The sequence below is a fragment of the Kribbella sp. NPDC056861 genome (genome assembly GCF_040687575.1).
Classification (GTDB): domain Bacteria; phylum Actinomycetota; class Actinomycetes; order Propionibacteriales; family Kribbellaceae; genus Kribbella.
In genome coordinates this window covers 771,363-793,870 of sequence record NZ_JBFBNQ010000005.1, presented here as the reverse complement: position 1 = coordinate 793,870, position 22,508 = coordinate 771,363, and the positions used below count along the sequence as shown (strand labels likewise).

The 22,508-nt window shown below is 68.2% G+C and carries 23 protein-coding genes; 12 read left to right on the top strand and 11 right to left on the bottom strand.

The window, feature by feature from the left end; genetic code table 11:
• Nucleotides 1-7: 7 nt before the first annotated feature.
• Nucleotides 8-2,581 carry a tetratricopeptide repeat protein gene (locus AB0P21_RS27915; protein ID WP_363700179.1) on the bottom strand — a complete coding sequence of 858 codons (2,574 nt, stop codon included), beginning with the start codon at nt 2,579-2,581 and terminating at the stop codon, nt 8-10.
• A gap of 268 nt (nt 2,582-2,849) precedes the next feature.
• On the opposite strand from AB0P21_RS27915, the gene AB0P21_RS27910 reads away from it, so the two are divergent.
• The 7 genes from AB0P21_RS27910 (at nt 2,850) to AB0P21_RS27880 (ending at nt 9,966) form a co-directional block, all read left to right on the top strand.
• Nucleotides 2,850-3,230 (top strand): hypothetical protein, encoded by a 381-nt coding sequence (locus tag AB0P21_RS27910; RefSeq protein ID WP_363700178.1) that lies wholly within the window; start codon nt 2,850-2,852, stop codon nt 3,228-3,230.
• A 155-nt stretch (nt 3,231-3,385) separates the two neighbouring features.
• Entirely contained in the window at nt 3,386-4,372 is a 987-nt protein-coding gene (locus AB0P21_RS27905; RefSeq protein WP_363700177.1) for a winged helix-turn-helix domain-containing protein, read from the top strand.
• Between the two features lie 90 nt (nt 4,373-4,462).
• Nucleotides 4,463-4,861, top strand: coding sequence for a hypothetical protein (locus AB0P21_RS27900; RefSeq protein ID WP_363700176.1), 399 nt, complete (start codon nt 4,463-4,465; stop codon nt 4,859-4,861).
• A complete protein-coding gene (locus tag AB0P21_RS27895) occupies nt 4,852-5,229 on the top strand; it encodes a hypothetical protein (protein WP_363700175.1) in 378 nt (125 codons plus the stop codon). The genes AB0P21_RS27900 and AB0P21_RS27895 overlap by 10 nt, the downstream gene beginning before the upstream one ends.
• Before the next feature lie 9 nt (nt 5,230-5,238).
• A complete protein-coding gene (locus AB0P21_RS27890; RefSeq protein ID WP_363700174.1) occupies nt 5,239-6,495 on the top strand; it encodes an NlpC/P60 family protein in 1,257 nt (418 codons plus the stop codon).
• 159 nt (nt 6,496-6,654) lie between these two features.
• Entirely contained in the window at nt 6,655-7,044 is a 390-nt protein-coding gene (locus AB0P21_RS27885; protein WP_363700173.1) for a hypothetical protein, read from the top strand.
• A gap of 3 nt (nt 7,045-7,047) precedes the next feature.
• The gene (locus AB0P21_RS27880; protein WP_363700172.1) at nt 7,048-9,966 is read left to right on the top strand and encodes a caspase family protein; all 2,919 of its coding nucleotides are present in this window, start codon (nt 7,048-7,050) and stop codon (nt 9,964-9,966) included.
• A gap of 55 nt (nt 9,967-10,021) precedes the next feature.
• Here the strand turns inward: AB0P21_RS27880 and AB0P21_RS27875 are convergent, their stop codons facing one another.
• The gene (locus AB0P21_RS27875; RefSeq protein ID WP_363700171.1) at nt 10,022-11,176 is read right to left on the bottom strand and encodes an epoxide hydrolase family protein; all 1,155 of its coding nucleotides are present in this window, start codon (nt 11,174-11,176) and stop codon (nt 10,022-10,024) included.
• Nucleotides 11,177-11,236: 60 nt separating this feature from the next.
• On the opposite strand from AB0P21_RS27875, the gene AB0P21_RS27870 reads away from it, so the two are divergent.
• Complete coding sequence (locus AB0P21_RS27870; RefSeq protein WP_363700170.1) at nt 11,237-12,220, top strand: WYL domain-containing protein; 984 nt, start codon at nt 11,237-11,239, stop codon at nt 12,218-12,220.
• Here the strand turns inward: AB0P21_RS27870 and AB0P21_RS27865 are convergent.
• The 3 genes from AB0P21_RS27865 to AB0P21_RS27855 all read right to left on the bottom strand — a co-directional run bounded on the left by AB0P21_RS27865 (nt 12,217) and on the right by AB0P21_RS27855 (nt 14,825).
• Nucleotides 12,217-12,408 carry a LuxR C-terminal-related transcriptional regulator gene (locus tag AB0P21_RS27865; RefSeq protein WP_363700231.1) on the bottom strand — a complete coding sequence of 64 codons (192 nt, stop codon included), beginning with the start codon at nt 12,406-12,408 and terminating at the stop codon, nt 12,217-12,219. The genes AB0P21_RS27870 and AB0P21_RS27865 overlap by 4 nt on opposite strands.
• A gap of 126 nt (nt 12,409-12,534) precedes the next feature.
• Nucleotides 12,535-12,864: a response regulator transcription factor gene (locus AB0P21_RS27860; protein ID WP_363700168.1), complete on the bottom strand. Its 330-nt coding sequence runs from the start codon at nt 12,862-12,864 to the stop codon at nt 12,535-12,537.
• On the bottom strand, nt 12,861-14,825 hold the full coding sequence (locus tag AB0P21_RS27855; protein ID WP_363700167.1) for a histidine kinase: 1,965 nt from the start codon (nt 14,823-14,825) through the stop codon (nt 12,861-12,863). Before AB0P21_RS27855 ends, AB0P21_RS27860 begins: the two co-directional genes overlap by 4 nt.
• 168 nt (nt 14,826-14,993) lie before the next feature.
• Between AB0P21_RS27855 and AB0P21_RS27850 the strand changes: the two genes are divergently transcribed.
• Together AB0P21_RS27850 and AB0P21_RS27845 are read left to right on the top strand one after the other, a co-directional pair.
• The gene (locus tag AB0P21_RS27850) at nt 14,994-15,338 is read left to right on the top strand and encodes a hypothetical protein (RefSeq protein ID WP_363700166.1); all 345 of its coding nucleotides are present in this window, start codon (nt 14,994-14,996) and stop codon (nt 15,336-15,338) included.
• Nucleotides 15,335-16,024 (top strand): hypothetical protein, encoded by a 690-nt coding sequence (locus AB0P21_RS27845; protein ID WP_363700165.1) that lies wholly within the window; start codon nt 15,335-15,337, stop codon nt 16,022-16,024. The genes AB0P21_RS27850 and AB0P21_RS27845 overlap by 4 nt, the downstream gene beginning before the upstream one ends.
• Here the strand turns inward: AB0P21_RS27845 and AB0P21_RS27840 are convergent.
• Together AB0P21_RS27840 and AB0P21_RS27835 are read right to left on the bottom strand one after the other, a co-directional pair.
• Complete coding sequence (locus AB0P21_RS27840) at nt 16,021-16,698, bottom strand: DUF429 domain-containing protein (protein WP_363700164.1); 678 nt, start codon at nt 16,696-16,698, stop codon at nt 16,021-16,023. The two genes, AB0P21_RS27845 and AB0P21_RS27840, sit on opposite strands and share 4 nt — an antisense overlap.
• Entirely contained in the window at nt 16,698-17,753 is a 1,056-nt protein-coding gene (locus tag AB0P21_RS27835) for an alpha/beta fold hydrolase (RefSeq protein ID WP_363700163.1), read from the bottom strand. The genes AB0P21_RS27840 and AB0P21_RS27835 overlap by 1 nt, the downstream gene beginning before the upstream one ends.
• Before the next feature lie 94 nt (nt 17,754-17,847).
• On the opposite strand from AB0P21_RS27835, the gene AB0P21_RS27830 reads away from it, so the two are divergent.
• Both AB0P21_RS27830 and AB0P21_RS27825 read left to right on the top strand, forming a co-directional pair.
• The gene (locus AB0P21_RS27830; protein ID WP_363700162.1) at nt 17,848-18,402 is read left to right on the top strand and encodes an NAD(P)H-dependent oxidoreductase; all 555 of its coding nucleotides are present in this window, start codon (nt 17,848-17,850) and stop codon (nt 18,400-18,402) included.
• A gap of 251 nt (nt 18,403-18,653) precedes the next feature.
• Entirely contained in the window at nt 18,654-20,024 is a 1,371-nt protein-coding gene (locus tag AB0P21_RS27825; protein ID WP_363700161.1) for an FAD-binding oxidoreductase, read from the top strand.
• Nucleotides 20,025-20,085: 61 nt separating this feature from the next.
• Here the strand turns inward: AB0P21_RS27825 and AB0P21_RS27820 are convergent, their stop codons facing one another.
• The 4 genes from AB0P21_RS27820 to AB0P21_RS27805 form a co-directional block, all read right to left on the bottom strand.
• Complete coding sequence (locus AB0P21_RS27820; protein ID WP_363700160.1) at nt 20,086-20,691, bottom strand: hypothetical protein; 606 nt, start codon at nt 20,689-20,691, stop codon at nt 20,086-20,088.
• Entirely contained in the window at nt 20,688-21,248 is a 561-nt protein-coding gene (locus AB0P21_RS27815; protein WP_363700159.1) for a hypothetical protein, read from the bottom strand. Before AB0P21_RS27815 ends, AB0P21_RS27820 begins: the two co-directional genes overlap by 4 nt.
• A gap of 99 nt (nt 21,249-21,347) precedes the next feature.
• Nucleotides 21,348-21,884, bottom strand: coding sequence for a dihydrofolate reductase family protein (locus tag AB0P21_RS27810; protein WP_363700158.1), 537 nt, complete (start codon nt 21,882-21,884; stop codon nt 21,348-21,350).
• A gap of 27 nt (nt 21,885-21,911) precedes the next feature.
• Entirely contained in the window at nt 21,912-22,487 is a 576-nt protein-coding gene (locus AB0P21_RS27805) for an NAD(P)H-dependent oxidoreductase (protein ID WP_363700157.1), read from the bottom strand.
• Between the last annotated feature and the right edge of the window lie 21 nt (nt 22,488-22,508).

The following is a 22,508-nucleotide window of genomic DNA, read 5'->3' as shown; positions in this document are numbered from 1 at the left end:
CTGCACGTCATGAGGGCAGGTGGTTCAGGTGGGTCAGTTCGGTGGTGGCGGTGGATTGGCCTAGGGGATCGCCGGTGGTGGTGGCCAAGGCGAGGGCTGCGAGCGCGGACTCAAGGGCCTTGGTGGGGGAAGAATCGGCGCGGTGGATGGCGGCGAGGGTTAGTAGGGCGTCGGTTTCTATTAGGCGGAGGGTGTACTCGCGGGCGGTTTCCAGGGCCGATTGGGCGTGGGTGGTGGCGTTGACCAAGTGGCCTAGGGCGAGGTGGGTGCGGGCCAGTGAGAGGTGGGCTTCGGCTGTGGGTTCTCGTTCGGTGGATTGTTGGGCGAGGGTGAGGCTTTGGGTGTGGTCGGTTAGGGCGGCGGTGAAGTCGGAGGTGGTTTCCAGGACTGCGCCGCGGGCTCGGTGGGCGTTGGATTGGGAGAGGGGGCTGCCGGAGGTGGTGGCCAGGGTTACGGCGTGGTGGGCCAGGGCTAGGGCTTCGGTGGGGTTGCCGGTGGTGGCCAGTACTTCGGCGAGGGTGGCGGTGGCGGCGGATTCGCCGGCGTGGGCGCCGATGGTGGAGGAGAGGTCGGTGGCTCGGCGGGCGTAGGTGAGGGCTTCGTCGTGGTTGCCGAGGCGGAGCACCAGTTGAGCCAGGTTGGTGGAGTGGCGGGCTTCGCTGACTCGGTCGGCGGTGTCGTGGGCGAGTTCCAGGGCCTCGTGGAGGTAGTTGCCGCAGGCATCTAGGTCGCCCAGGGACCAGGAGAGGATGCCCAGGTTGCCGATGGTGATGCCGATCTCGTCGGAGTCGTTGGCGGCGCGAAGGATGGCGAGGGACTCTTCGAAGTACAGGGCGGCTTCGGCTAGGCGGCCTAGGTTGTGGTGGATTAGGCCGAGGTTGGAGAGCGCTTCGGACTCGATCACTGGCCAGTTGCCGGAGCGGGCTAGGAGTAGTTGCTGGTCCAGGTGGCGGGCTGAGCGTTCGTAGTCGCCGCGGATGCCGAAGGCTACGGCCAAGCCGCCGTGGCAGCTCATTCGGGCTTCGGGGTCGGCGGCTTCCTCGGCTGCTGAGAGGGCGACCTCTAGGACGTTCACGAGTTCTGAGATGTCTTGGCGGAGGGTGTGGTAGCGGCGGAGGCGTTCGCCGAGGGTCCAGGCGATCGGGAGGGGGCCGGTGGCCGCGGCGGCGCGTAGTACGGCGGCCAGGTTTGAGCGTTCCAGGTCCAGCCAGGCCAGGGCTGTGGTGTCGGTGAAGGTCGGAGTTCCGGTTGCTGCGGGGAGTCCGAAGGTGAAGGGGCGCGGGCGGATTGTGCGGATGGCGGAGTCGGCGGCGGCGAGATACCACTGGTACAGGGCGGTTCTGGCGCTGGCCAGTTCGGCGGTGGTTTCCTCTGCCAGGGCTCGGTCGGCGGCGAAGACGCGGAGTAGGTCGTGGAGGCGATAGCGGTCGTCGCCCAGTTCCTCGACGAGGTGGTTGCCGACCAGCAGGTCGAGGCTGCGGCGGCCTTCCGCGTGGGAGACGCCGGCGATCCGGCAGCCGGCGGCGAGGTCGAAATCCGTACCGGGGTGGAGTCCGAGTCGGCGGAAGAACCTTGCCTCCAGCAACGGCAGGGCGTCGTACGACGAACTGAAGACGGCCCGGAGTGAGGTCGCCGAGTCGCCGTCGCCGGTGTCCAGTACGTCGATGCGCCCGGCTGCGGTGGACAGATCCTGGGCCAGGGTTGCCAGCGGGCGTCGTGCGGCTAGGTCTCCGGCGATCGCGAGTGCGAGGGGGAGGCCGTCGCAGGCGCGGACGATGGCTTCGGCGGCCCCTGGGTCAGCCTGGAACCGGTCGTCGCCGGCGAAGCGCCGCAGCATGGACAGGCCTTCGTTGAGGTCCAGCAGCGAGAGCGTGACGCGGGTGGCGCCTTCGCGGACGGAGAGGCCGCGGAGTTGGTTGCGGCTGGTCACGACGACCATGCAGTCGCCGGTGCCGGGCAGGAGTGGGCGGATCTGCTCGGCGTTGAGGGCGTTGTCGAGGATGATCAGGGCGCGCCGCCGGTCGAGGGTACTGCGCAACAAAGCGCTGCGAGCCTCGGTGGTGTCGGGTAGGTCGGTCAGGCCAAGGCTGGTCAGCAGGTACTCGAGGGCACGGTCGGAGTCGACGGGTGCGTCTGGGCCGTAGCCGCGCAGGTCGAGGTATAGCTGACCGTCGGGGAAGTCAGCCCGTACTTCGTGTGCCCAGCGGATGGCGAGGGCGGTTTTGCCGACCCCGGCGACGCCGTCGATGGTGGCGAGCGGCATGGTCTGCGGGCGGGCGTCGAGGACTTTCGTCAGCTGGGCCAGAAGTGAGGAGCGGCCGGTGAAGGTGCCGACGTCGGGCGGGAGTTGCGCCGGGCCGGGAGCTGGGGTTTCCAGGGCGGGAGCTTGTCCGCGGGGGCGGTAGTGGGCGATGAACCGGTCCCGGGCGGCGGTCGTCAGGCCGAGGCTGTCGGCGATCGCCGACAGTGAGTGCTTGCGCGGACGAGCCACCAGGCCGCGCTCGATGTCGGAGATGCTGCGGACGCTGAGGCCGGCTCGCTCGGCCAGTTCCTCCTGCGTCAGGCCCGCTTGCAGGCGCACTCGCGCGAGTAGGCCAGGCTCGCTGGCGCCTTGTCGTCCCCCGACCGCCGTCACGATTCGGGATCGTACTCCGGCGTACGGTCACGGTCGCGCGCCAGCGAGTCGGACCCGGCGGGAGGAGCAGCGCCGGCGGAACCGGCGGGAGGGGCAACCCTGGCGAAACCTCCCGGAAGCCGCACCCCCGGCGAAACCTCCGGTGGAACTTCGTGGTCGCCCGGCCACGCCCGGTGATCTGCTGGCGCCGAATCCACCGACGAGAGGTACCACCGTGAAGAAGACGATGACCGCGCTGGCCGTCGCGACCGTGGCGGGTGCGGCGCTGCTCACCGCGCCGACCGCGAGCGCGGCGACCGGATGCACCAAGAACGCCAGCAACAACATGTACACCTGCGGCGCCTGGGGGACCGACATCCAGGTGCACAAGATCGCCGGCCCCGGCTACGCCTTCGGGAAGGTCGATGCGGTCAACGGCAAGTTCCCGTGGGTGTTCTGCAAGGAGAAGGGCCAGACGATCACCTACGGCGGCTACACCAACAACTGGTGGATCCGCGGCAACCCGTTCCCGGACTGGAAGTTCAGCGGCGAGTACGTCAGCGCCATCTTCCTGACCCAGTCGGCCAACGAGCCGAAGGGCCTGCCGCTCTGCTGACCGGCCAATGAGCGGCCGATGAGCGGCCATTGATCGGCCACCGACCAGGCGCTGGCCCCTTCGGACACGTACAGTGTTGCGGCAGACACTGCACGGCACGGGGATCGGGACGGTCGCCCGCGTGCGCGCGGACGCGACACCGAGGGGGCCCGCCTATGCTCCGCATCCACTTCACCGCCGACGATCTGGCCCGGACCACGGTCGCGGCGCACCCCGACCTGCTCTGGGAGATCCTGCTCAGCCTCAACCTCGTGCAGAGCACCGAGGGCGAGATCTGGTACGGCGAATGGCGGCGCCGCGTCCGCCGCGAGCTCAGCCCCAACGTCGCCCGCCTGCTCTTCGAGCTGACCCCACCGGTCGGCTACTCGCCCGACTTCCTGACTCCGGCCGCGCCGCCCGAGCAGATGGAGGACTCGCTCGATCGCCTGGTCAGCGCGCCGCGGCAACAGGTCCGGGCCGACCTGGAGTACCTCGGCACCCGGCAGTCCACCAGCCCGTGGACCAGAGCCCTGGCGGAGGGCAACGTCCGCACCATGGGCACGCTGGGCCGAGCCGTCGACGCGTACCACCGCACCGCCATCGCGCCGTACTGGCAGACGGCCGCACGCGACCTCGCCGCTGAGCGCGCGACACGGCGCCGACAGGTGAAAGCCGGCGGCATCGAGAGCGTGCTCGGCAGCCTCACTGACCGCATCCGCTGGCAGTCGCCGGTGCTGGAGATCCCAGACTTCGCAGACGAGGACCTGTACCTCGACGGGCGCGGCCTGCTGCTGCAGCCGTCGTACTTCTGCTGGCAGGCCCCGACGAAGTTCCGTAGCGGTGACCTGCCTCCAGTGCTCGTCTACCCGATCCAGCACGGCCCTGCGATCGCCGGCGAGCTCGAGACAGACGTGGTCCCGTCACTGGGCTCCCTGCTCGGCGACACTCGGGCACGCCTGCTGGAGGCGACCAGCCGTGCGGTCACCACCGGTGCGCTGGCCGAGTCCTTCGGCTTGTCGTTCTCAGTTGCGCTGCGCCACCTCGGCGTACTGCGAGAGGCCGGGCTGATCGAATCGCGTGCCTGCGGGGACGTAGTACTGCATCAGCTGACCAGGCTCGGGCTGGAGTTGCTGCAGCGACCGGCAGTTGGGCACACAGCCTGAAACCACATGCCGAACTTCATGGTCGCGTGGAGCGCGCCGGTGATCTGCTGACGCCGCAAACCTCCACTGATCAGACCGAGGAGAACCGGTATGAAGAAGAAGCTCGCGGCCGCAGTACTGTCCGCTGCGGCTGTTGCCGCGCTGACTGTCGGCACCGCTACTAACGCAGACGCCGCTACTGGCTGCACGAAGAACACCAGCGGCACCTACAAGGGCGGCTACACCTGTGGTGCCTGGGGGACCGGCATCCAACTGCACGACAACCCGGGGCCGGGCGGCGTGCTCGGTACGGTCAACGCGACCGGCGGCAAGTTCCCCTGGGTGATCTGCAAGGTCAAGGGCAAGACGGTCTCCTACGGCGGCTACACGAACAACTGGTGGATCGACACCGGCGCTCTGCCCGGCTGGAAGTTCAGCGGCGTCTACGTGAGCGCCATCTTCCTGACCCAGTCCGCCAACGAGCCTGCAGGGCTGCCGCTGTGCTACTGAAGGCAGCGCTAGCGGGTGCGCTGCTGCTGGCCAGTGCAGCCTCCACCAGTACTACGGCCGCCGCCTCCGCCCCGGTCGACGGCTATGTCTGGGCCAGCCAGGTCAACATCCGCGGCGGCGGCTCGGCCTGTACGACGAAGCCCGGCCGGACGACGTGTCCTTCGGTGCTCGGCAAGTACGGGCCGGGCAAGGTCGCGGTGTTCTGCCAGAAGAAGGGTGAGGCGATCAGCGACGCCGGCTACAAGTCGTCGTACTGGAGCCTGATCCAGACCCCGGTGCCAGGGCCGCGCGGGAGCTGGCTCGGCGGGTGGGTCAGCAATGTCTACCTGCGCGGCGATGCCGTGCTCGCCAACGTGCCGTTCTGCTGAGGGGAGTCGATGATGCGAAGGATCTTGTCTGTACTCCTCGCCTGCCTGGCAGGGGTCACGGCGATGACCATTGCGCCTACTGCGGCGCAGGCGGCGACCTGCTCGCACGGTACTAGCGGCAGCGGGCAGTCGGTCTACTACTGCCCGATCTGGGTGCCTGCGGGCGGTGCACCGGTCTATGCGTCGACCAGTACCGGCTCGGGGATCGTTGACCACCTGGACTCGGGCGGTACGGCGAACTGGTTCTACTGCAAGCAAGACGGCGGTACTGCGTCCGCCTCGGGCTACACGTCGAAGAGCTGGGCCAAGACGGTCGGCGACGATCATGGTGCGACCGGTTGGGTGCCAGCGGTCTACTTCAGCGGCGCCGAGAACTACTGGAACGGTTTGCCCAACTGCGCCTCGGCACCAGCACCTAGTGACAGCTGCACGAAGGGGACGAACTCCAGCGGGGCAACGGTCTACTACTGCCCGATCTGGGTCCCCTCTGGCGGTACTCCGGTCTACGGGTCGACCAACACCAGCTCCGGCGTGGTTGACCGTCTATTGACCGGCGGCAAGGCCAACTGGTTCACCTGTAGAGCTACTGGCGGTAGTGCCCATGTGTCGAGCTACACCTCGAACAGCTGGGCCAAGACTGTCGGGGACTCGGCAGGCGCCACCGGGTGGGTGCCAGCGGTCTACTTCACGGGTGCGGAGAACTACTGGAAGGGGCTGCCCGTCTGCAGCACTGTCCCGCCGCCCCCGCCACCACCGCCGTCGGGTGGAACAGCTAGCGGCAGTGCGTGCGAGATGACGTTCACCAACATCCCGGCCCGCGCGCTGGCGATGATCCAGCAGGCCTGCGCGCAGCGGAACTACATCTACTCCTGGGACGGAGGGCACGCCGCCACCCCAGGAGCGACGTACGGGGCCTGTGTCGACGGCGACGCGTGGAACGACTGCCATGTGATCGGCTTCGACTGCTCGGGGCTCGTCCGATACGCCTACTACAAGGCAACTGGGACGGACGGCCTCAACGGCTACACGTGGACGCAGTGGGCGAAGGCGCACAACATGCCCCACAAGGCTGAGCTCACCAATGCCCAGCAGTCCTCGCTGAAGGCCGGCGACCTGATGTGGTTCGGCGCCAGTGGGCCGAGCTCACACCACGTCGCGATCTACCTCGGTGGCGGAAAGGTGATCAACGCCTTCCACTCCACCGAACACATCGGCGTCACCGGCTACGACCACGACGACTTCATCGGCGCGGTCCGGATCTGGTGAACCACCTCCGGCGGACGGGACGCGCTTCGCGGGCGTCCCGTTCGTCGGTGGGTGAACTCGGTCGGTCACGCGCTGTCATTCTGGTGCTTGTCGGTGGATGCCCGGACGAGGATGATGGTCGCCAGAACGCGGGGGCGATCGACTAGGTGGGGGACGTCCGTGGGGTGGACCGAGAGCGACGTGCGGTGGTTCGAGATCGTCGTACTGGCCGACGACGAGCTGGACGCGGAGCGCGTGGATCGGCTGGCGCGGCAGCTCCGCAGGGAGCTGGCCGAGCGGGAGTTCGACACTCGGGCCGTGACCGGTGAGGCGCCGGGCACCAGCAAGGGCGACGCGGCGGCGGTCGGCGCGATCGCGGTGGCACTGGTCGGCGCGGGTGGGATGATCCCGACCCTGATCGCCGTACTGCGGGACTGGCTGGGCCGGCGTTCCGGGCCGGAGCGGATCAGCCTCAAGTTCGGCGAGGACTCGATCGAGCTGGATCGGCCGAGTTTCGACGAGCGGGAACAGTTGCTCCGCGCGTTTCTCGCCAAGCACACGGACGAGTAGGCCATGCGCCGTCGGCTGGCGTTGCTGATCGCGACGTACGAGTACCAGGACACAGGGCTCAGGAGGCTGACCACGCCGGCGCACGACGCGGAGGCGCTCGCCGGGGTACTTCGGGATCCCGCGATCGCGGGATTCGACGTACAGACCCTGGTCAATCCGCCGTGGCACGAGGCGAGTGAGGCGATCGCGGATTTCTACGCCGAGGGCCGGCGCGACGATCTCACCCTGCTCTACTTCAGCGGTCACGGGCTCAAGGACGACAACGGCCGGCTGCACCTCGCGATGACCGACACCAAACGGACCCGGTTGCGGTCCAGCACGGTGCCGGCCCTGCTCATCCACGAAGCCATGACCGACAGCCTGTCCCGGCAGAACATCCTCGTCCTGGACTGCTGCTACAGCGGCTCGTACGAAACCCAGCAGTTCGCCAAGTCGGACTCTGCCGTCCACTTCGACGATCTGTCCGGCCGGGGCCGGACGATCCTGACCGCGTCGGACTCGACGCAGTACGCGTTCGAGGGCAGCGTCCTGCACGGCGAGGCTCCGCAGTCGGTGTTCACCCGGCATCTGGTCGCGGGACTTCGCGACGGGACCGCGGATCTGGACCAGGACGGGGACATCACCGTCGACGAGCTCTACACCTATGTGTTCGAACGGGTCGTCGCCGAGCAGCCGAACCAGCGGCCGAAGAAGTTCGATCAGGTGGAGGGCCGCACGATCCTGGCGGTCAACGTCAACTGGAGTCTGCCCGATCATCTGGTCGAGAGGCTGGCGAGTCCGTTCTCGGCAGTGAGGCAAGCGGCTGTCGGTGAGCTTGCCGAGATGCGGCGGTCCGGCAACGATCTCGTACGCCGTACTGCGCATCGCCGGCTGGAGGAGTTGGTCGAGGACGACAGTCGTTCGGTCTCGGCGGCGGCTCGCGCGGCGCTCGACACAGCTGCACCCGCGGCGCTCATCCCGCTGACGGCTCCAACGCCTGTCTCGCCGCCATCGCCGTCCCGGGTGGCGGCGACTGCGCGCCCTACCCGGCAGCCGATGTCTGACCCGAGCCCGGTGGGCGGCATCGGCGAGGCAGTCGGCGCAGCTCTTCGGCGTACTGCCGATCGGTTGACGCCGGCAACGGTTCCGCTGCCGATCTTCAGCCTCAGCGTGCTTGCCGCGGTTGCCTTGCTCGGAGCGGCCACCGTCGGGTTCGGTGTTTGCCGCTCGGATTCCAGACTGCTCTGGTACCTCGTCCTCGCCGCGGTCTCGGCCGTCGTCACGGTTGGGCTCCAGCGGCGGCTGGGTCTGCCGTTCGTTGCCGGAACCACCGTGTTCGGAGTACTTGGCGGGGCCATGATCGTCGGCTGGGCGACGGGCGCGATTCGCTTCGCTGGCTCGCCCCGGCTCTGGTCGGAACCAGTGCTCGCGGGCCTGGTGATAGCCGGCCACGCGGCGTGGATCGGTGCGGGTGCACTCGCGTTGTGGCGGCTTCGGCGCGAAGGCGAGTTGACTCTCGATCTACGCCGGTTACGCGGCCGGCTGGCCTGGACCTTGGTGGGGCTCGGGGCGGTCGCTGCGCTGGCGCAGGTGGCTACTCAGGCGTATCTGACCTACAACTCGAGCCTCGCCTTCTCCCTGCAGCACGAGCTTCGGTGGCAGCTGCCTTATCCGGTCGCGCTGCAGATCGTCGCTGCCGAGCTGGCGATCGCGGGGCCGTTGCTCGCTGTGCCGATGCGGCGCGGGGTGACGTTCCTGGCCGGGTGGATGCTGGCCGGATTCGCGCCGCTAGTCGGGGTGTACGGGATTCTCAGGAGGATCGACGCGCCGGCTGTCGCGGTGGCCGGACTGCTTGCTGGGTGGGCGGTGCTGGCTGGTGTCGTGATCGTCGCGCATCGAGGGGAATCGGCCGTGGAGCTGGCGGTCGGGAACGGGCGGCGGCGGTTCGTGGTGATGGTCGCGGCAGTGCTCCCCGTAGTACTGGGTGGGGCTGTGACGGTCCTCAATCTGCAAGGGCCGTCGTCGCCGATCGTGGTGGCGCTGGCTGTTGGATCGAACAACGATGTGCTCTACGCGGCCGACTCCGCCAACGACAGGGTGCTGAAGATCAGCACCACGACCGGCAAGCGACAGGGCGACGCTCTCGAGGTGGGAGCGAACCCGTTGTCGATGGTGCTTGCTCCCGACGGTCGCCGGCTGTACGTCGGCAACGCTCGCGGCGACTCGGTGTCGGTGATCGACGTCGATGCGTGGAAGGTGCTGGGCCGGCCGATCCCGGTCGGGTCGAAGCCTGTCGAGTTGGCGCTCAGCCCGGAGCTCGGCCGGTTGTACGTGCTCAGCGCCGACTCGGCCTCGATCACTGTCGTCGATACGGAGAAGCTGGGCACAATCGGCGGGCCCGTCAGTGGCGGCGACACTCCGTCGGCACTTGCCGTGGGGGAAGACGGGAAGCGCCTGTACGTGGCGAACCACGCTTCGTCGACCGTCGCTGTGTTCGACACCGCGACGATGCGCGCGGCACGTTCGCCGTACAAGATCACGGGGCAGCCGACAGACCTGAGCATCACCCGGGCCGGCTACCTCTACGTGCTGTCGGACGATTCCTACTCCATCGTCAACACGAACGTCGACAGCCCGCGACCGTCGCCGATCTCGCTGCCGGGGGAGGCGAGGGACGCGGTACTGACCGATGACGACTCCCGGTACGTCGTACTGGGTTCGCCGACCGGCCAGGCGGGACGCAAGGACTCGGTGACGGTGATCGAGACGAAGGGCCGGGAGGTGATCGGTACCGCCGAAAGCGACAGCGGGCTGGCGATGTCGGTCGTGATCAGCCATGACAACCAGCGCGCCTATCTCGGCGGCTACAGCTTCGAGCAAGCCCTGGTCGTGGTCGACGCGACGACTCCCAAGGTGGTCGGAGCGATCGCTCTCGAGAAGTGACCGTGACGCCGACAGCCCGCCGCGGGATGCGGCGGGCCGTTGGGCGGTGGGGTGGTCAGGCGGTGCGGAGGGCGGCGAAGAAGGTGCGGAGGTCGTCGGTGACGTCGAGCGGGCGTTCGAGGGAGGCGTAGTGGCCGCCGGATTCGAAGTTGCTCCAGTGGACGATGTTCGAGTTGTCCCGCTCGGCCAGTGAGCGGATGGACTTGAAGTCGTCGGCGAAGACGGCGACGCCGGTGGGGGCGGAGTTGATGGCCGGTTCGGTGCCGGCGTGGGCTTCTTCGTAGTGGTAGCGGCCGGCGGCGGCTGAGGTGTTGGTGAGCCAGTAGAGGGTGACTTCGGCGAGGATCTGGTCGGGGGTGACGAGGCTGGTGCCGTTGCCGAAGCTGTTGAAGAGTTCGTTCCAGGCGAGTTGGCCGACCGGCGAGTCGGAGATGCCGACGGCAACCGTTTGTGGGCGGGTGGAGTTGATGGCGTTGTAGCCGCCGACGGACTGGAACCATTGCATGTGTTCGAGGGCGGCGTAGTCCTCGGGGGTGAACTTCTCGAACTCGGTCGGGTCTCCGGACGGGAAGGAGAAGAGTTGGAGGACGTGGAGGCCGAGGAAGCCGGGAGGGTTGAGGAGGCCGAGTTCGCGGGAGATCATCGCGCCGGCGTCGGAGCCGTGGGATCCGTACGAGTCGTAGCCGAGGCGGCGCATCAGGGTGTCGAAGGTTCGGGCGACGCGGGCCATGGTCCAGCCGCGGTCGGTGAGTGGGGTGCTGAAGCCGAAGCCGGGGATGGAGGGGATGACGACGGAGAAGGCGTCTTCGGGGTTGCCGCCGTGGGCGGCGGGGTCGGTGAGCGGGGCGATCATGTCGAGGAAGTCGATGAAGGATCCGGGGTAGCTGTGGATCAGCAGCAGCGGGGTGGCGCCTTCGACGGCGGAGGGGACGTGGATGAAGTGGACGTTCTGGCCGTCGATGTCGGTGGTGTAGTGCGGGAACTCGTTGATCCGGGCCTCGTGGGTGCGCCAGTCGAACTTGTGCTGCCAGTGGTCGACCATCTCGGCGAGGTAGGCGTTCGGCGTACCGAGCTCCCAGTCGTCGCCCGGCGCCGGCTCGGGGAGGCGGGTGCGGGCGAGGCGGGTGTTCAGGTCGTCCAGGTCGGCCTGGGCGATCTCGACGGTGAAGGGGTGGATGCCTGCGGGGGAGGTGCTGCCGTTGTTGTTCATGGCTTCACCGTAGGAGCCATATAGGCACGTTAGCTTCCTGATTGAAGTACTCTTTTCGGCATGCGTGAAACCTCGTCGCGGTTGCTGTCCTTGCTGGCGTTGATGCAGTCGCGGCCGGCCTGGCCGGGGTCGGAGCTGGCCGAGCGGTTGGGGGTCAGCACGCGGACGATCCGCAACGACATCGATCGGTTGCGAGAGCTCGGCTACCCGGTGGATGCGACGCGGGGAGCGGCTGGGTACTACCAACTGGGCGTCGGGGCGAAGCTGCCGCCGCTGTTGCTGGACGATGAGGAAGCCGTTGCCGTCGCCGTCGGGTTGCGAACCGGCGCCGGGGTCAGCGGCATGGAGGAGAGCAGCGGCCGGGCGCTGGCCAAGCTCGAACAGGTGTTGCCGCATCGGCTACGGCGGCAGGTGAATGCGATTCACACGACGCTGTCGAAGGGCCCGGACAACACGGGATCGAACGTGCCGGATCCGGAGGTCGATCCCGGGGTGGTGGCGACCATCGCGGCGGCGATCCGGGACGAGCATTACCTGCGGTTCGAGTACGTCGTACCGGGGCGGGAGGCGGAGGAGGGCGAATTCGTGCCGCCGGTGCTGGTGGAGCCATATCGGTTGATGAGCTGGCAGCGGTATTGGTATCTGGCCGCGCGGGACGAGACCGGCGAGTGGCGCACCTATCGCGTGGACTGGATGGAGCTGCGGATGGCGACGGGACGGAAGTACATCCCGCGGCCGATGCCGGGTGACGACTACACGGATTTTGTGATGCGCGACGTCGCGAGTACCGGGTGGAAGGTGCATGCGCGGATCACCGTGTTCGCCTCGGCGGATGAGGTGTTGTCGCGAATCCATGCGGCAGTGGGAATCGTCGAGTCGGTGGACGAGAACACTTGCGTACTGATCACCGGCGCGGAGAGCCTCGAGGTAGTTGCCGTGTACATCGGAATGCTCGGCCTCGACTTCCAGGTTACTGCTCCAGAAGGCCTGGTGGAGCACCTCAAGGTCATCGGAGAGCGTTATCTCCGGGCGATCGAGAGCTAGGGATTTCCCAGCCCCGCGTTGCGGGCCTGGACGATTGCCGAGGGGCGGTCGGCGACGGCGAGTTTGGTGAAGATCGTGGAGACGTTGTTCGCTACCGTTTTGGGGGCCAGGCCGAGTTGGGTGCCGATGGCTGTGTTGGACAAGCCGGTTGCCAGCAGGTTGAGGATTTCTCGTTCTCGGGGGGTCAGGTCGGGGAAAGGTGCTGCGGCGGGGGTGGGTGGGGCGGCGAAGTAGGAGAGGACTCTGCGGGCTACGCCGGGGCCGAAGATGGCTTCGCCGGCGGCTACCGCGTGGATGGCTCGGGCTATTTCGTCTTATTCGGCGCCTTTGACCAGGTAGCCGCGGGCACCGGCGCGCATGGCGGCGAAGACTGAGTCGTCGTCTTCGAACATGGTGAGGACCAGTACTGCGACGTCGGGCGCGGTGCGGGCCAACTCGCGGGTCGCGGCGAAGCCGTCGAGGTCGGGCATCTGGAGGTCCAGTACTGCGACGTGCGGGTGGTTGGTGACTACCTCGCGGATGGCTTCGCGGCCGGTGGAGGCGACGCCTACTACCTCGATGCCGGGGAGGGAAGAGAGCAGGGCGGCCAGGCCGGCTCGGACGACGGGGTGGTCGTCGGCGAGCACCACGCGGACGGCGGTCATGCGGGCTCCATGGGGAAGGTGGCGTGGACTCGGCCGCCGGCGGGGGACGGGCCTGCGGTGAAGGAGCCGCCTAGTTCGGAGGCTCGTTCGTTGATTGCTTGGAGGCCGACGCCGGGGGTCCAGGCTCCGTTGGGTGGGCCGTCGTCGGTGACCTCGATCTCCAGGTGGGAGTCGCAGCGCAGGGACAGTACTGCGGAGCTTGCGCGTGAGTGCCGGACGACGTTGGTGAGTGCTTCCGTCGCGATTCGGTAGGCCGCCACCTCGAGGGCGGCGGGTAGCGCGGGGAGGCCTTCGGCGGAGACCTGCACCGAGACTGAGGCGCCGTCGGCTCGCCAGGACAACGCGTCTGCTCGTTGGCGTAGCGCTTCGACCAGGCCGAGTTCGTCCAGCGCGGGTGGGCGGAGGTCGTCGACCAGGCGCCGTACGTCGGCGATCGCGGCTCGCGTGTCTGTCCGCAAGGTCCCCACGAGTTCCGAGGCTCGCGACGGGTCGGTGGAGATCAGGTTGGCGGCCGCATCGGCTGCAAAGGCGAGGCCGGTCAGCGTCGGGCCGAGACCATCATGGAGGTCTCGGCGCAGCCGGCGGCGTTCCTCCTCGCGTGCCGCGACGAGCCGCTCGCGGGAGGTCTGCAACTCCGACGACAGTCGAGTCGCGTGCACAGCAACAGCAAGCGGTACTGCGACCAGCGCAAGCACGTTCCGGTCCGTCCCCGACAGTGCGGACTCACCCGATCGCAAACCGACCAGCAGCGAGCCGACCGCAGTACCGCCATAAGACAGCTCAACCGGTACTACGACACCCGCGACTCCCGCGGAGGCGAGCAGCGAACCGTCGGCGGCAACGGCGACGTACGGGAGGCGCAGCGCGGAGCGGATCGCCTCGACGACGCCGGGCATCCCGCCTGCCACGCCGGACGAGAGTTCCTCGCCGACCCGCGAAGCCACCCGGGCTGGGTCGCGGCGGTCGCCGTACATGGCTCGATCGACGAGGCGTTGGAGGCGAGGCAGTACTGGCGCGATCAGGAGGGCGACCAGCACCGTGACCGTTGCCGAGCGCCCGAAGCGGGAGGAGATGACTGAGTCGGTCAGCGCGACCAGTGCCGCATAGGCGCCGACGGCAAGGATCGAGAGCAGCGCCCAGGTGAGCGCGCGGGAGACGACCAGACGGATGTCGAAGAGCTGATGCCGGACGATCGCGATCATGACCGAGATCGGAATCAGCGGAATCGCCAGCAGGACCAGGATCGGCGTGCCGGTGACCAAAGCCCACGGCGCCATGAAGAGCAGCATCACGACAGTTGCCAAGAGCAACCAGAGGATCTGGCGGCGGCCGGTCTCGGCGGCTCGGCGGTAGCGGACCACCAAACCGGCGATCGCCAGCAGATAGGCGAGCAGGCCACGGAGCTCGGTTGCCGTCCACAACGGTTGCAATGCGTCATGGGACGGCAGCTGGAGATAGCCGGCCGGTCCGCCCTCGAAGAGCGGTTCAGAGCCGCTACCCATCTCCAGGACGAACAGCGGCGAGGTGACGACGATGCCGAGGGCAACCGGGCGCCACCGCGGCGAGGGCAGACGCCCGTCGGGGAACAGCAGCAGTGCCAGCGGCAGGAACAGGGCGATCGACCACGGCCAGGACCATTGGATGATCGTGGCGAGCAGGCGCTGTGGTCCGAGCGCCACGTCCTGGTTGTGGAGGAGCTGGCTCAGCGGCGCGCCGACCGCGGTAGTCGCGTGACCGATGCCGTCGGCGACGAAGAGCCAGCCGATCGGGTTGGCCGGCCGGTGCCAGGCGATCACCGCGCCGCAGATCCCGAACGTGAGCCCCATCAGCCCGTTCGTGACCAGGAAGCTGTTGAGCGCCGTGTCGAAGGACCAGTCGACGACCAGCGCCAGGATCAGCCCGGCGAGGACCTCGAGCAGCACGAAGCAGCCGAGTCCGGCGGCCAGCACTTTCCCCCTCATGGGCATCAGTGTGCGCCGCCAGGTGTCCCGCTGTCTCGGGATTGGGTTCCCGGGGTCGGCGGGTGATCTCCTGCCCGCCGGTGGACGCAGGCCCAGGCGCCGGGAGCAGCCGAGACCTGACTGTGGTCTCAGGAAGGCCCGACCGGGGCCGCAACAGGGGAGGTCGAGATGTTTCGTGCAGGGCTGGTAGTGCTCGGGCTGTTGTCGCTGGGGGACCTGGCGTCGCCGCTGCTGACCGACGGAGAGCACCCGCCGATGTCGATCGCGCTGATCGGGTCCGCGCTCGGGCTGGTCAGCCTGGCGCTGGTGATCGCAGCGTGGCGGGGTGCGCGGCGGGCGGTAGTACCGCTGCTCGTACTGCGAGTGCTGTCGGCGCTCAGCGCAGTACCGGCCTTCTTCGCCGGAGGCGTCCCGGCGGCCGCAGTAGTCGCCGCTGCTCTCACCATCGCACTAACTGCAGTCGGTACCGCGCTACTGCTGGTCCCCGCGAAGCAGTTGGCAGGCGCGCGATGACAACCACAGCAACCCGTACTACGCAGCCGACGGACACCCGTGGGATCAGCCGTTGGACAGCCGCGATCCTGCTGCCGATCGGCCCGGCCGCTGTCGCAGTACTGCGCTATGTCCTGCCCTACGACACAGTGGACGACACCTCCACGATGGTGGCGAAAGCGATCGCCGAGCCGGGAGGCGCCTCGGCAGTGCTGTGGCTCGGGTTCATCGCCGTACTGACGTTGGTGCCGGCCGCGTACGCCGTCGGCAAGCTGACTCGCCGCCGGGCGCCGAAGCTGACCCTCGTGGCGCTCGCCCTGCTGATCCCCGGCTACCTGTCACTCGGCTGGCTGGCTGGGGCCGACCAACTCTTCTGGTCGGGGGCAGACGCTGGATTGGACGCTGCCACCACGACCCGGATCGCCGAGGCAGTACACCCGACCGGCGACCTCGCTGGGGCGTTCTTCGTCCTGGGACACGTGCTGGGCACCATCCTGCTCGGCATCGCGATGTGGCGCGCACAGGTGACCGCTCGCTGGGCGGCGATGGCGGTGATCGTGTCGCAGCCGATCCATCTGGTTGCCGCAGTCATCATTCCCAATCACACCCTCGACCTGGTCGGCTGGGGGCTGCAGGCTGTCGGGTTCGCCGCGGTGGGGTGGGCGATCGTCAAACTGCGCAACGACGAGTGGGACCTGCTCGCCTAGACCCAGATCGCCGCGGGCCAGCCGTCGGCGAAGACCTCAGGCGGGTCGGGCAGCGAGACCGCTAGTCCTTGAGCGACGCGGAGCGCAGACCAGGCCACGGCGCCGGCGTCCAGTACGTCGTCGACGCCGACGGCCTGGTTCGCCAGGCCCAGTTCGCCGGTCAGGGTGATGCCGACGCCCGCCAGCAAGGCCCGGCGGCGTTCGGCGCCTGCCCAGGTGGATTTGCGGACCGTCAGGGGAGCGCCGGCCAGCTGAGCGAAGCTGACCTCCGGGTGAATCTCGACAACCAGCGAGTCGGACCGGCGGCACCACTCGTCGACCTCGAACAGCTTGCCGCGCAAGCCGTAGGCCTGGATCGAGATGCCCTGACCGGTGAGTTCGCGGTTGATGACGACCGCGTCGGCGTGTGACGGGGCCAGCAGCGCGGCTCGTACCGGGGTGGTGAAAACCGACGAGGAGAGCCGGCCGATCGCGGAGCGGGCCAGGAGGTCGGCCTGGCGGGCAGCGGTGTCGGGCAGGCCGATCGGGATGTCGATACCGATCACCTCGGCCGGGCCGCTGTGTTGGATCAGGAGTTCCATGGTGCTCGCGACGTACGCGCTGACCTGGCCGTTGTCGAGCAGTACGCCGACCCAGCCCGCCTTGCAGGCGTCGACACCGAGGACCCGGGTCATCAGACGCCCTGTTGCTTGAGGAAGGCGACGGTTCTGGCCATCGAGGTCGGCCAGGCGGCGGCGAAGGCGTGCTCCTCACCCGGGTAGGTGTAGATGGTCGCCGCCTTGCCAGCCTTCTTCAGCGCGGCATAGGTCTGCTGCGCCCAGACCGGCGGGCAGGTGGAATCAGCAAGGCCCTGCTGGATCAGCAGCGGCTCGGTGATCCGGTCGAAGAAGTTGACCGCCGACATGTTGCGCCAGAAGTCAGGGGTCTTCGCCGGATCGCCGTGCGCGCGGATGACTGCTGCTGCGGTCGCGGCGTCCGGACGCGTCCACCGGTTGAAGTTCTCGACCGCGTTCGAGCTGACCGACGCGTAGACCACAGCGGCTTTGACGAGACCTGGTTGCGCGACGAGAGCGTTGTAGGTGATGCCGCCGCCCATCGACCGGCCGAACAATCCGACGCGCTGCGGATCGACGTACGGCGAAGCCTTCAGTGCCAGTACTGCGTTGATGACGTCCTCGGTGTAGCCGATCCGCAGGTTGACCTCGTTCCGCGGGTCTTTGGACGACTGCGCGTGATTGCGATAGTCGGTGTGCAGTACGACGTACCCGCGGCGGGCGAGGTAGTCCTGCTCGCGCATCAGGCCGCGGCCGTTGGTGTAGACGGCGGGGTCGATGAAGCCGTGGTTGAGCACCAGCGCGGGGTGACGGCCGGGGGTGGTCGGGACGTTGAGGATGCCCGAGATCCGGAGCTTGCCGCTGGCGTAGGTGACGAAGTACCGGGTGTAGGCGTCGGTGCGGGTGATGACCCGGCCGAGGCGGAGGTCGCGGCCGTCGTACTTCTTCGCCATCAGCGCCGGCAGCGACACCGGGTCCGCGGCGGGAGTGCTGGGTGTCGGCGCGGTTGGGGTCGGCGAGGCCGGTGCCGAGGTGCTGGGGGTGGTGCTCGGCGACGCCGCGCTGGTCGGCGTGGAGCTGGGCGGTGGGCTGCTGGGGCTCGGATCGGCGGTCGGCGTCGAGGAGCAGCCGACGACCGTAGCGAGGACGACGGCGCCCAGCCAGGGCAGCTTCATGGTCTCCATAGTGCAGGTCGCCACAAGACCACTCGACGTACGGCGTCTGGAGAATGTACGCTTCTGCAATAATTGCACGAGCATGGAGTTGAGGATGACTGAGAGCTTTCTGTTTCTGCTGGGGAGTGGCCGGGCCGGTGGCAACACCGAGGCGCTGGCCCGGCTGGCGGCTGCCGAGTTGGCGCCTGAGGTCGAGCAGAAGTGGGTGCGGTTGGCGGAGCTGCCGCTGGCGCCGTTCCGCGATCTGCGGCACGAGGGCGACGGCGTTTTCCCTGAGCCGGTGGACAGCGAGCGGGAGTTGCTCGACGTGACTCTGGCGGCGACGGATCTGGTGATCGCCAGTCCGCTGTACTGGTACTCCGTGTCGACGAGTGTGAAGGCGTACCTGGACTACTGGACGGCCTGGATGCGCGTACCGGGTGTCGACTTCCGCGACCGGATGCGCGGCAAGACGATGTGGGCGATCACCTCGCACACCGCCACCGACGTCTCCGACGCGGATCCGCTGCTCGGCACGGTGCGGTTGAGTGCCGACTACCTCGGGATGCGGTGGGGTGGTGAGCTGCTCGCGTACGGCAACAGTCCGGGTGAGGCGGTTGCCGATGAGGCTGTGCGGATCGCCGCAAAACAACTCTTTACCGCCGGCTGACGCCCTCGACAAGCTGGGCGAAGACTCCATCCGCCGATGCTGGTGGCGAGGGCTTGACTAGCGCTGAGGGGAGGCGGAGGGTCGAAGGGAACGGGGTTGTCAGGGGGAGGTCTGGCAGCCGTCCGGGACCAGATGCTCTCTGGGGAACTTCTCGCACTGCGTCGCAGGGTGGCTAGCCGGTCTGGTCGGTGCCGCGACGGACGCGCGCCGGTCGAACAACGTGGGAACGCCCGCAAGACCGTGGAGGAGTCATGGGCGAGTACACGATCGAGGACTTGAAGGAGCGCACCAGAGGTCCCGTCTCCACCGACGCGGACGAGGGGTACGACGAGGCGCGCACGGTCCACAACGCGATGATCGACAAGCACCCGCGGGTCGTCGTGCGGTGCGAGAACGTGGGCGACGTCCAGGCCGCCATCGGCTACGCGACCGCCAACGACCTCGACCTGGCGGTCCGGGGCGGCTCCCACAGTGTGCCGGGCTTCGGCACCTGCGACGACGGTGTGGTCGCCGACCTGAGCCCGCTGCGCAACGTCCGGGTCGACCCGGTCACCCGTACTGCGCGCGCCGGCGGCGGTGCCACCTGGGGCGACTTCAACGCGGCGACCCACGCCTTCGGGCTGGCGACCACCGGCGGCATCATCTCGACCACCGGGGTCGGCGGACTGACGCTGGGCGGCGGGATCGGGTACCTGGCGCGTGGGCTCGGGTTGTCCTGCGACAACCTGATCTCGGCCGACGTGGTGACCGCGGACGGCCGGTTCCTGACCGCCAGCGAGAAGGAGCACGAGGATTTGTTCTGGGCGCTGCGCGGTGGCGGTGGCAACTTCGGCGTGGTCACCGCGCTCGAGTTCCGGCTGGCGCCAGTGGACACCATCTATGGCGGGCCGATGCTCTTCGAGATGGCGGACGGCGCTGCTGTGTTGGCCGGCTTCCGGGACCTGATCAAGGACGCTCCGGAGCAGCTAGGTGGCTTCCCGGCGTTCCAGTTGGCGCCGCCGCTGCCGTTCATTCCCGAGGACCGCCATGGCGATCCGTTCACGCTCATAGTGGCTTGCTGGGCAGGGGATCCGGCGCAGGGCGAGCAGGAGGTTGCCAAGTTCCGGCAGTTCGCTCCGGTGGTGGCGGAGCATGTGGGGGCGATGCCGTACCCCGCGCTGAACAGTGCGTTCGATGCACTCGTACCGCCGGGGCTGCAGCACTACTGGAAGGCCAACTTCGTCACCGAGCTCACCGACGAGGCCATCCAGGCGCACCTGCAGCATGCGCCCGGGCTACCGGCCGTGAACTCGACAGTGCACATCTACCCGATCAACGGCGCCTGCCACCGAGTGCCGGCCGATGCGACCGCTTTCGCCTACAGGGAAGCCAATTTCGCGACAGTGATCGCGGGGATGTGGCCGGATCCGGCGGAGAACGACCGGAGCGTCGAGTGGGTCCGCGGGTACTACGACGCGGTCTCGCCGCACTCCGAGTCCGGTGGGTACGTCAACTTCATGGCTGGTGACGATCAGGGGCGCGTTGCTGACAACTACCGGGGCAACTATGAGCGGTTGGTGGAGGTGAAGCGCAAGTACGACCCGGGGAATCTGTTCCATCTCAACCAGAACATCGTTCCTTAGAGGCCTGCGGCGCGGCGTGGGCTTGGTGCTCACGCCGCGCTGTCGGCTTGCTCGCTCGAAGTCAGATCGTCAGCAGGCGCTGGAAGAAGGCGCGGTACTTCTGCAGGGCGGAGCGGAGGTCCTCGGTGGAGGGCTCGCCGTCCGACCACTGGCCTTCCAGGTCGCGGTGCTGCTGGTCGAAGGTGGCCGAGAGGCGCTCGAGGACGTCGGAGACCAGCTTGTCGGCGTCGGTGACGGCGGAGCGCGGGTCGTCGACGAAGCCTTGCTGGACCACGTCCCAGCGGGCTTTGAAGTCGACGGCTTCGGAGGTGGGGACCAGCGGCTCGTCGGTGGCGGGTGCTGGGGTGGTCGGGGCGTGGGTGGTGGGAGGTGCCGCGTCGACTGGGGTGGAGTCCACTGCGGTGGCGTCTGCTGGAGTGGAGTCGCCCGGGGTGGCGTCGACAGGCTCGGTATCGGCGGGGTAGGTGACCGGCTCGGTCACTGTGTCGAGTGGTGCCTGATCGGCGTTTACCTGATCCACGTTGTACTGGGTGTCTGCTGGACGGTCGAGCGCGTCGGTGCCTGCTGCACGGTCCAGCGGGTTGGCGTCGGCGTCCGCAGTACGGTCCGGGGCGTCCAGGTCCGCAGTACGGTCGCGGTCGTTGTCGGTGGGGTAAGGGGTGGTCATGACTGCTCCCTGGTGTCGGTGTGGCCGTTCAGCTCGGCGGGGTTCTCCAGCAGGACGTCGACCAGCCGGCGGTAGGCGGTGACCGCCTGACGGAGTTCCTCGGTGTCGACCGGGCCCTGGGTCTGGGCGATCGCTACCTGGTGCGCCTGGCGGTAGTTCTGCGCGACCTCGGGGTGGTCCACCGAGATGTCGTCGGCGCGCTGGTCGAAGTCGTCGACCGGGTAGCCGGCTTCGCGCATCATCCGCAGTACCAGGCGGTCCGCCTGGGTGACGGCGTCACCGGGCGCGTCGACGAAGTCCTGCTGCAGTTGACTCCACTCGGCCCGGTAGCGCTCCGCGGACTCGCCGGACAGCGGGTGCACGTCCAGCTTGGCCCGGCGCTGCTCGCGGCTCCGCAGGTCACGCAGCGTCTCCTTGCGGTCACCGGATTCTTCCAGCGTGCGCTCGTACTCCGGCCCGAACCGTTCCTGCAGTTGGGCGGTCCGTCGTCGCTGGTACGCGTACAGCGCGACCGCGGCGACCAGAACGACCACGATGATGGTGATGACGGTTCCCATCAGCTCAAGTCCCTTCTGAGTAAGCCACTTCTGTACCCACTCCGAAACGACGAAACGTCCGGAACCCGGTCGGCGGGTTCCGGACGTTCGGTACTGCGGTCAGGCCTTCGGCGCCAGCTTGTGCACGACGATGCCGGACTTGAAGGTGGTGGTGCCGAGCAGTTCGAGGTAGTTGATGCCGATCTCCGACTCGGCGAACAGTTGCACGCCGTCGGCCAGCACCGGGAAGACCCAGAAGTGGTACTCGTCGACCAGCTTGTGCTCGAGCAGGGTCTGCGAGAACGAGCCGGTGCCGAACTTGAGCAGGTCGCCGCCGTCCTCCTCCTTCAGCTTGCGGACCGCCTCGACCGTGTCGCCCTCGAGCAGCTTGGCGTTCCAGGTGGTGTCGGTCAGGGTCCGGGAGGCGACGTACTTCGGCATCGCGTTGAAGGTGTCGGCCATCTCGCCGTCGCGCTGCGACCAGGCGTCGGCGAACCCCTCGTAGGTGGCCCGGCCGAGCAGCAGGGCCTCGGTGTTCTCCATCAGCTTGCCGGAGTAGCCGAAGTGCTCCTCGTCCCAGAACGGGCCGCTCCAGTTCTGCGGGTCGGAGATGCTGCCGTTGAGGGTGACGAAGGTGGACTCGATGATCTTGCGCATGATGGTGGTGCCTCTCTGATCTGTGGGTCAGGCTTGGTAGGGGTGTTTGGTGCGGGCGTCGCGAAGTGCTTGGGCCCACCAGACGAGCTGGTCGAGCGTGGTCTTGGCCGAGGCGTCGTAGCCCGAGCCGGGGCGGGGCCAGCTGCCGTCGGCAGCGAACTGCTCCCAGTAGCAGGGCAGGGACACGGTGTTGCGGATCGCCATCGCCTGCAGCTCCGTGAAGACCTGCCGCAGTTGCGCGGCGGCGTACAGGCCACCTGTCTCGCGGCCGTAGGCCACGATCGCTACCGGCTTGGCGTGCCACTCCTCGTAGTACCAGTCGAGTGCGGTCTTCAGTGGCGCCGGGAAGCTGCTGTTGTACTCCGGGGTGATCACTGCGAACGCATCCGCCGCAGCCAGCCGGGGAGCCAGTACTGCGACCTCGGCCGGCGTGGGCTCGTCGGTGTCGGTCAGTGTCTGGGGGAGGTTCGCAGTGGCCAGGTCGACCACGTCTACGTCGAGGTCGGCGCGCTTGGCGGCCTGCTGGGCGAACCAGTCGGCCACTGTCGGGCCGAACCGGCCGCGGCGGGTGCTGCCGATGATCACTGCGAGTCGGAGCTTCATCCTCTGCTCACCTCCCTCTGT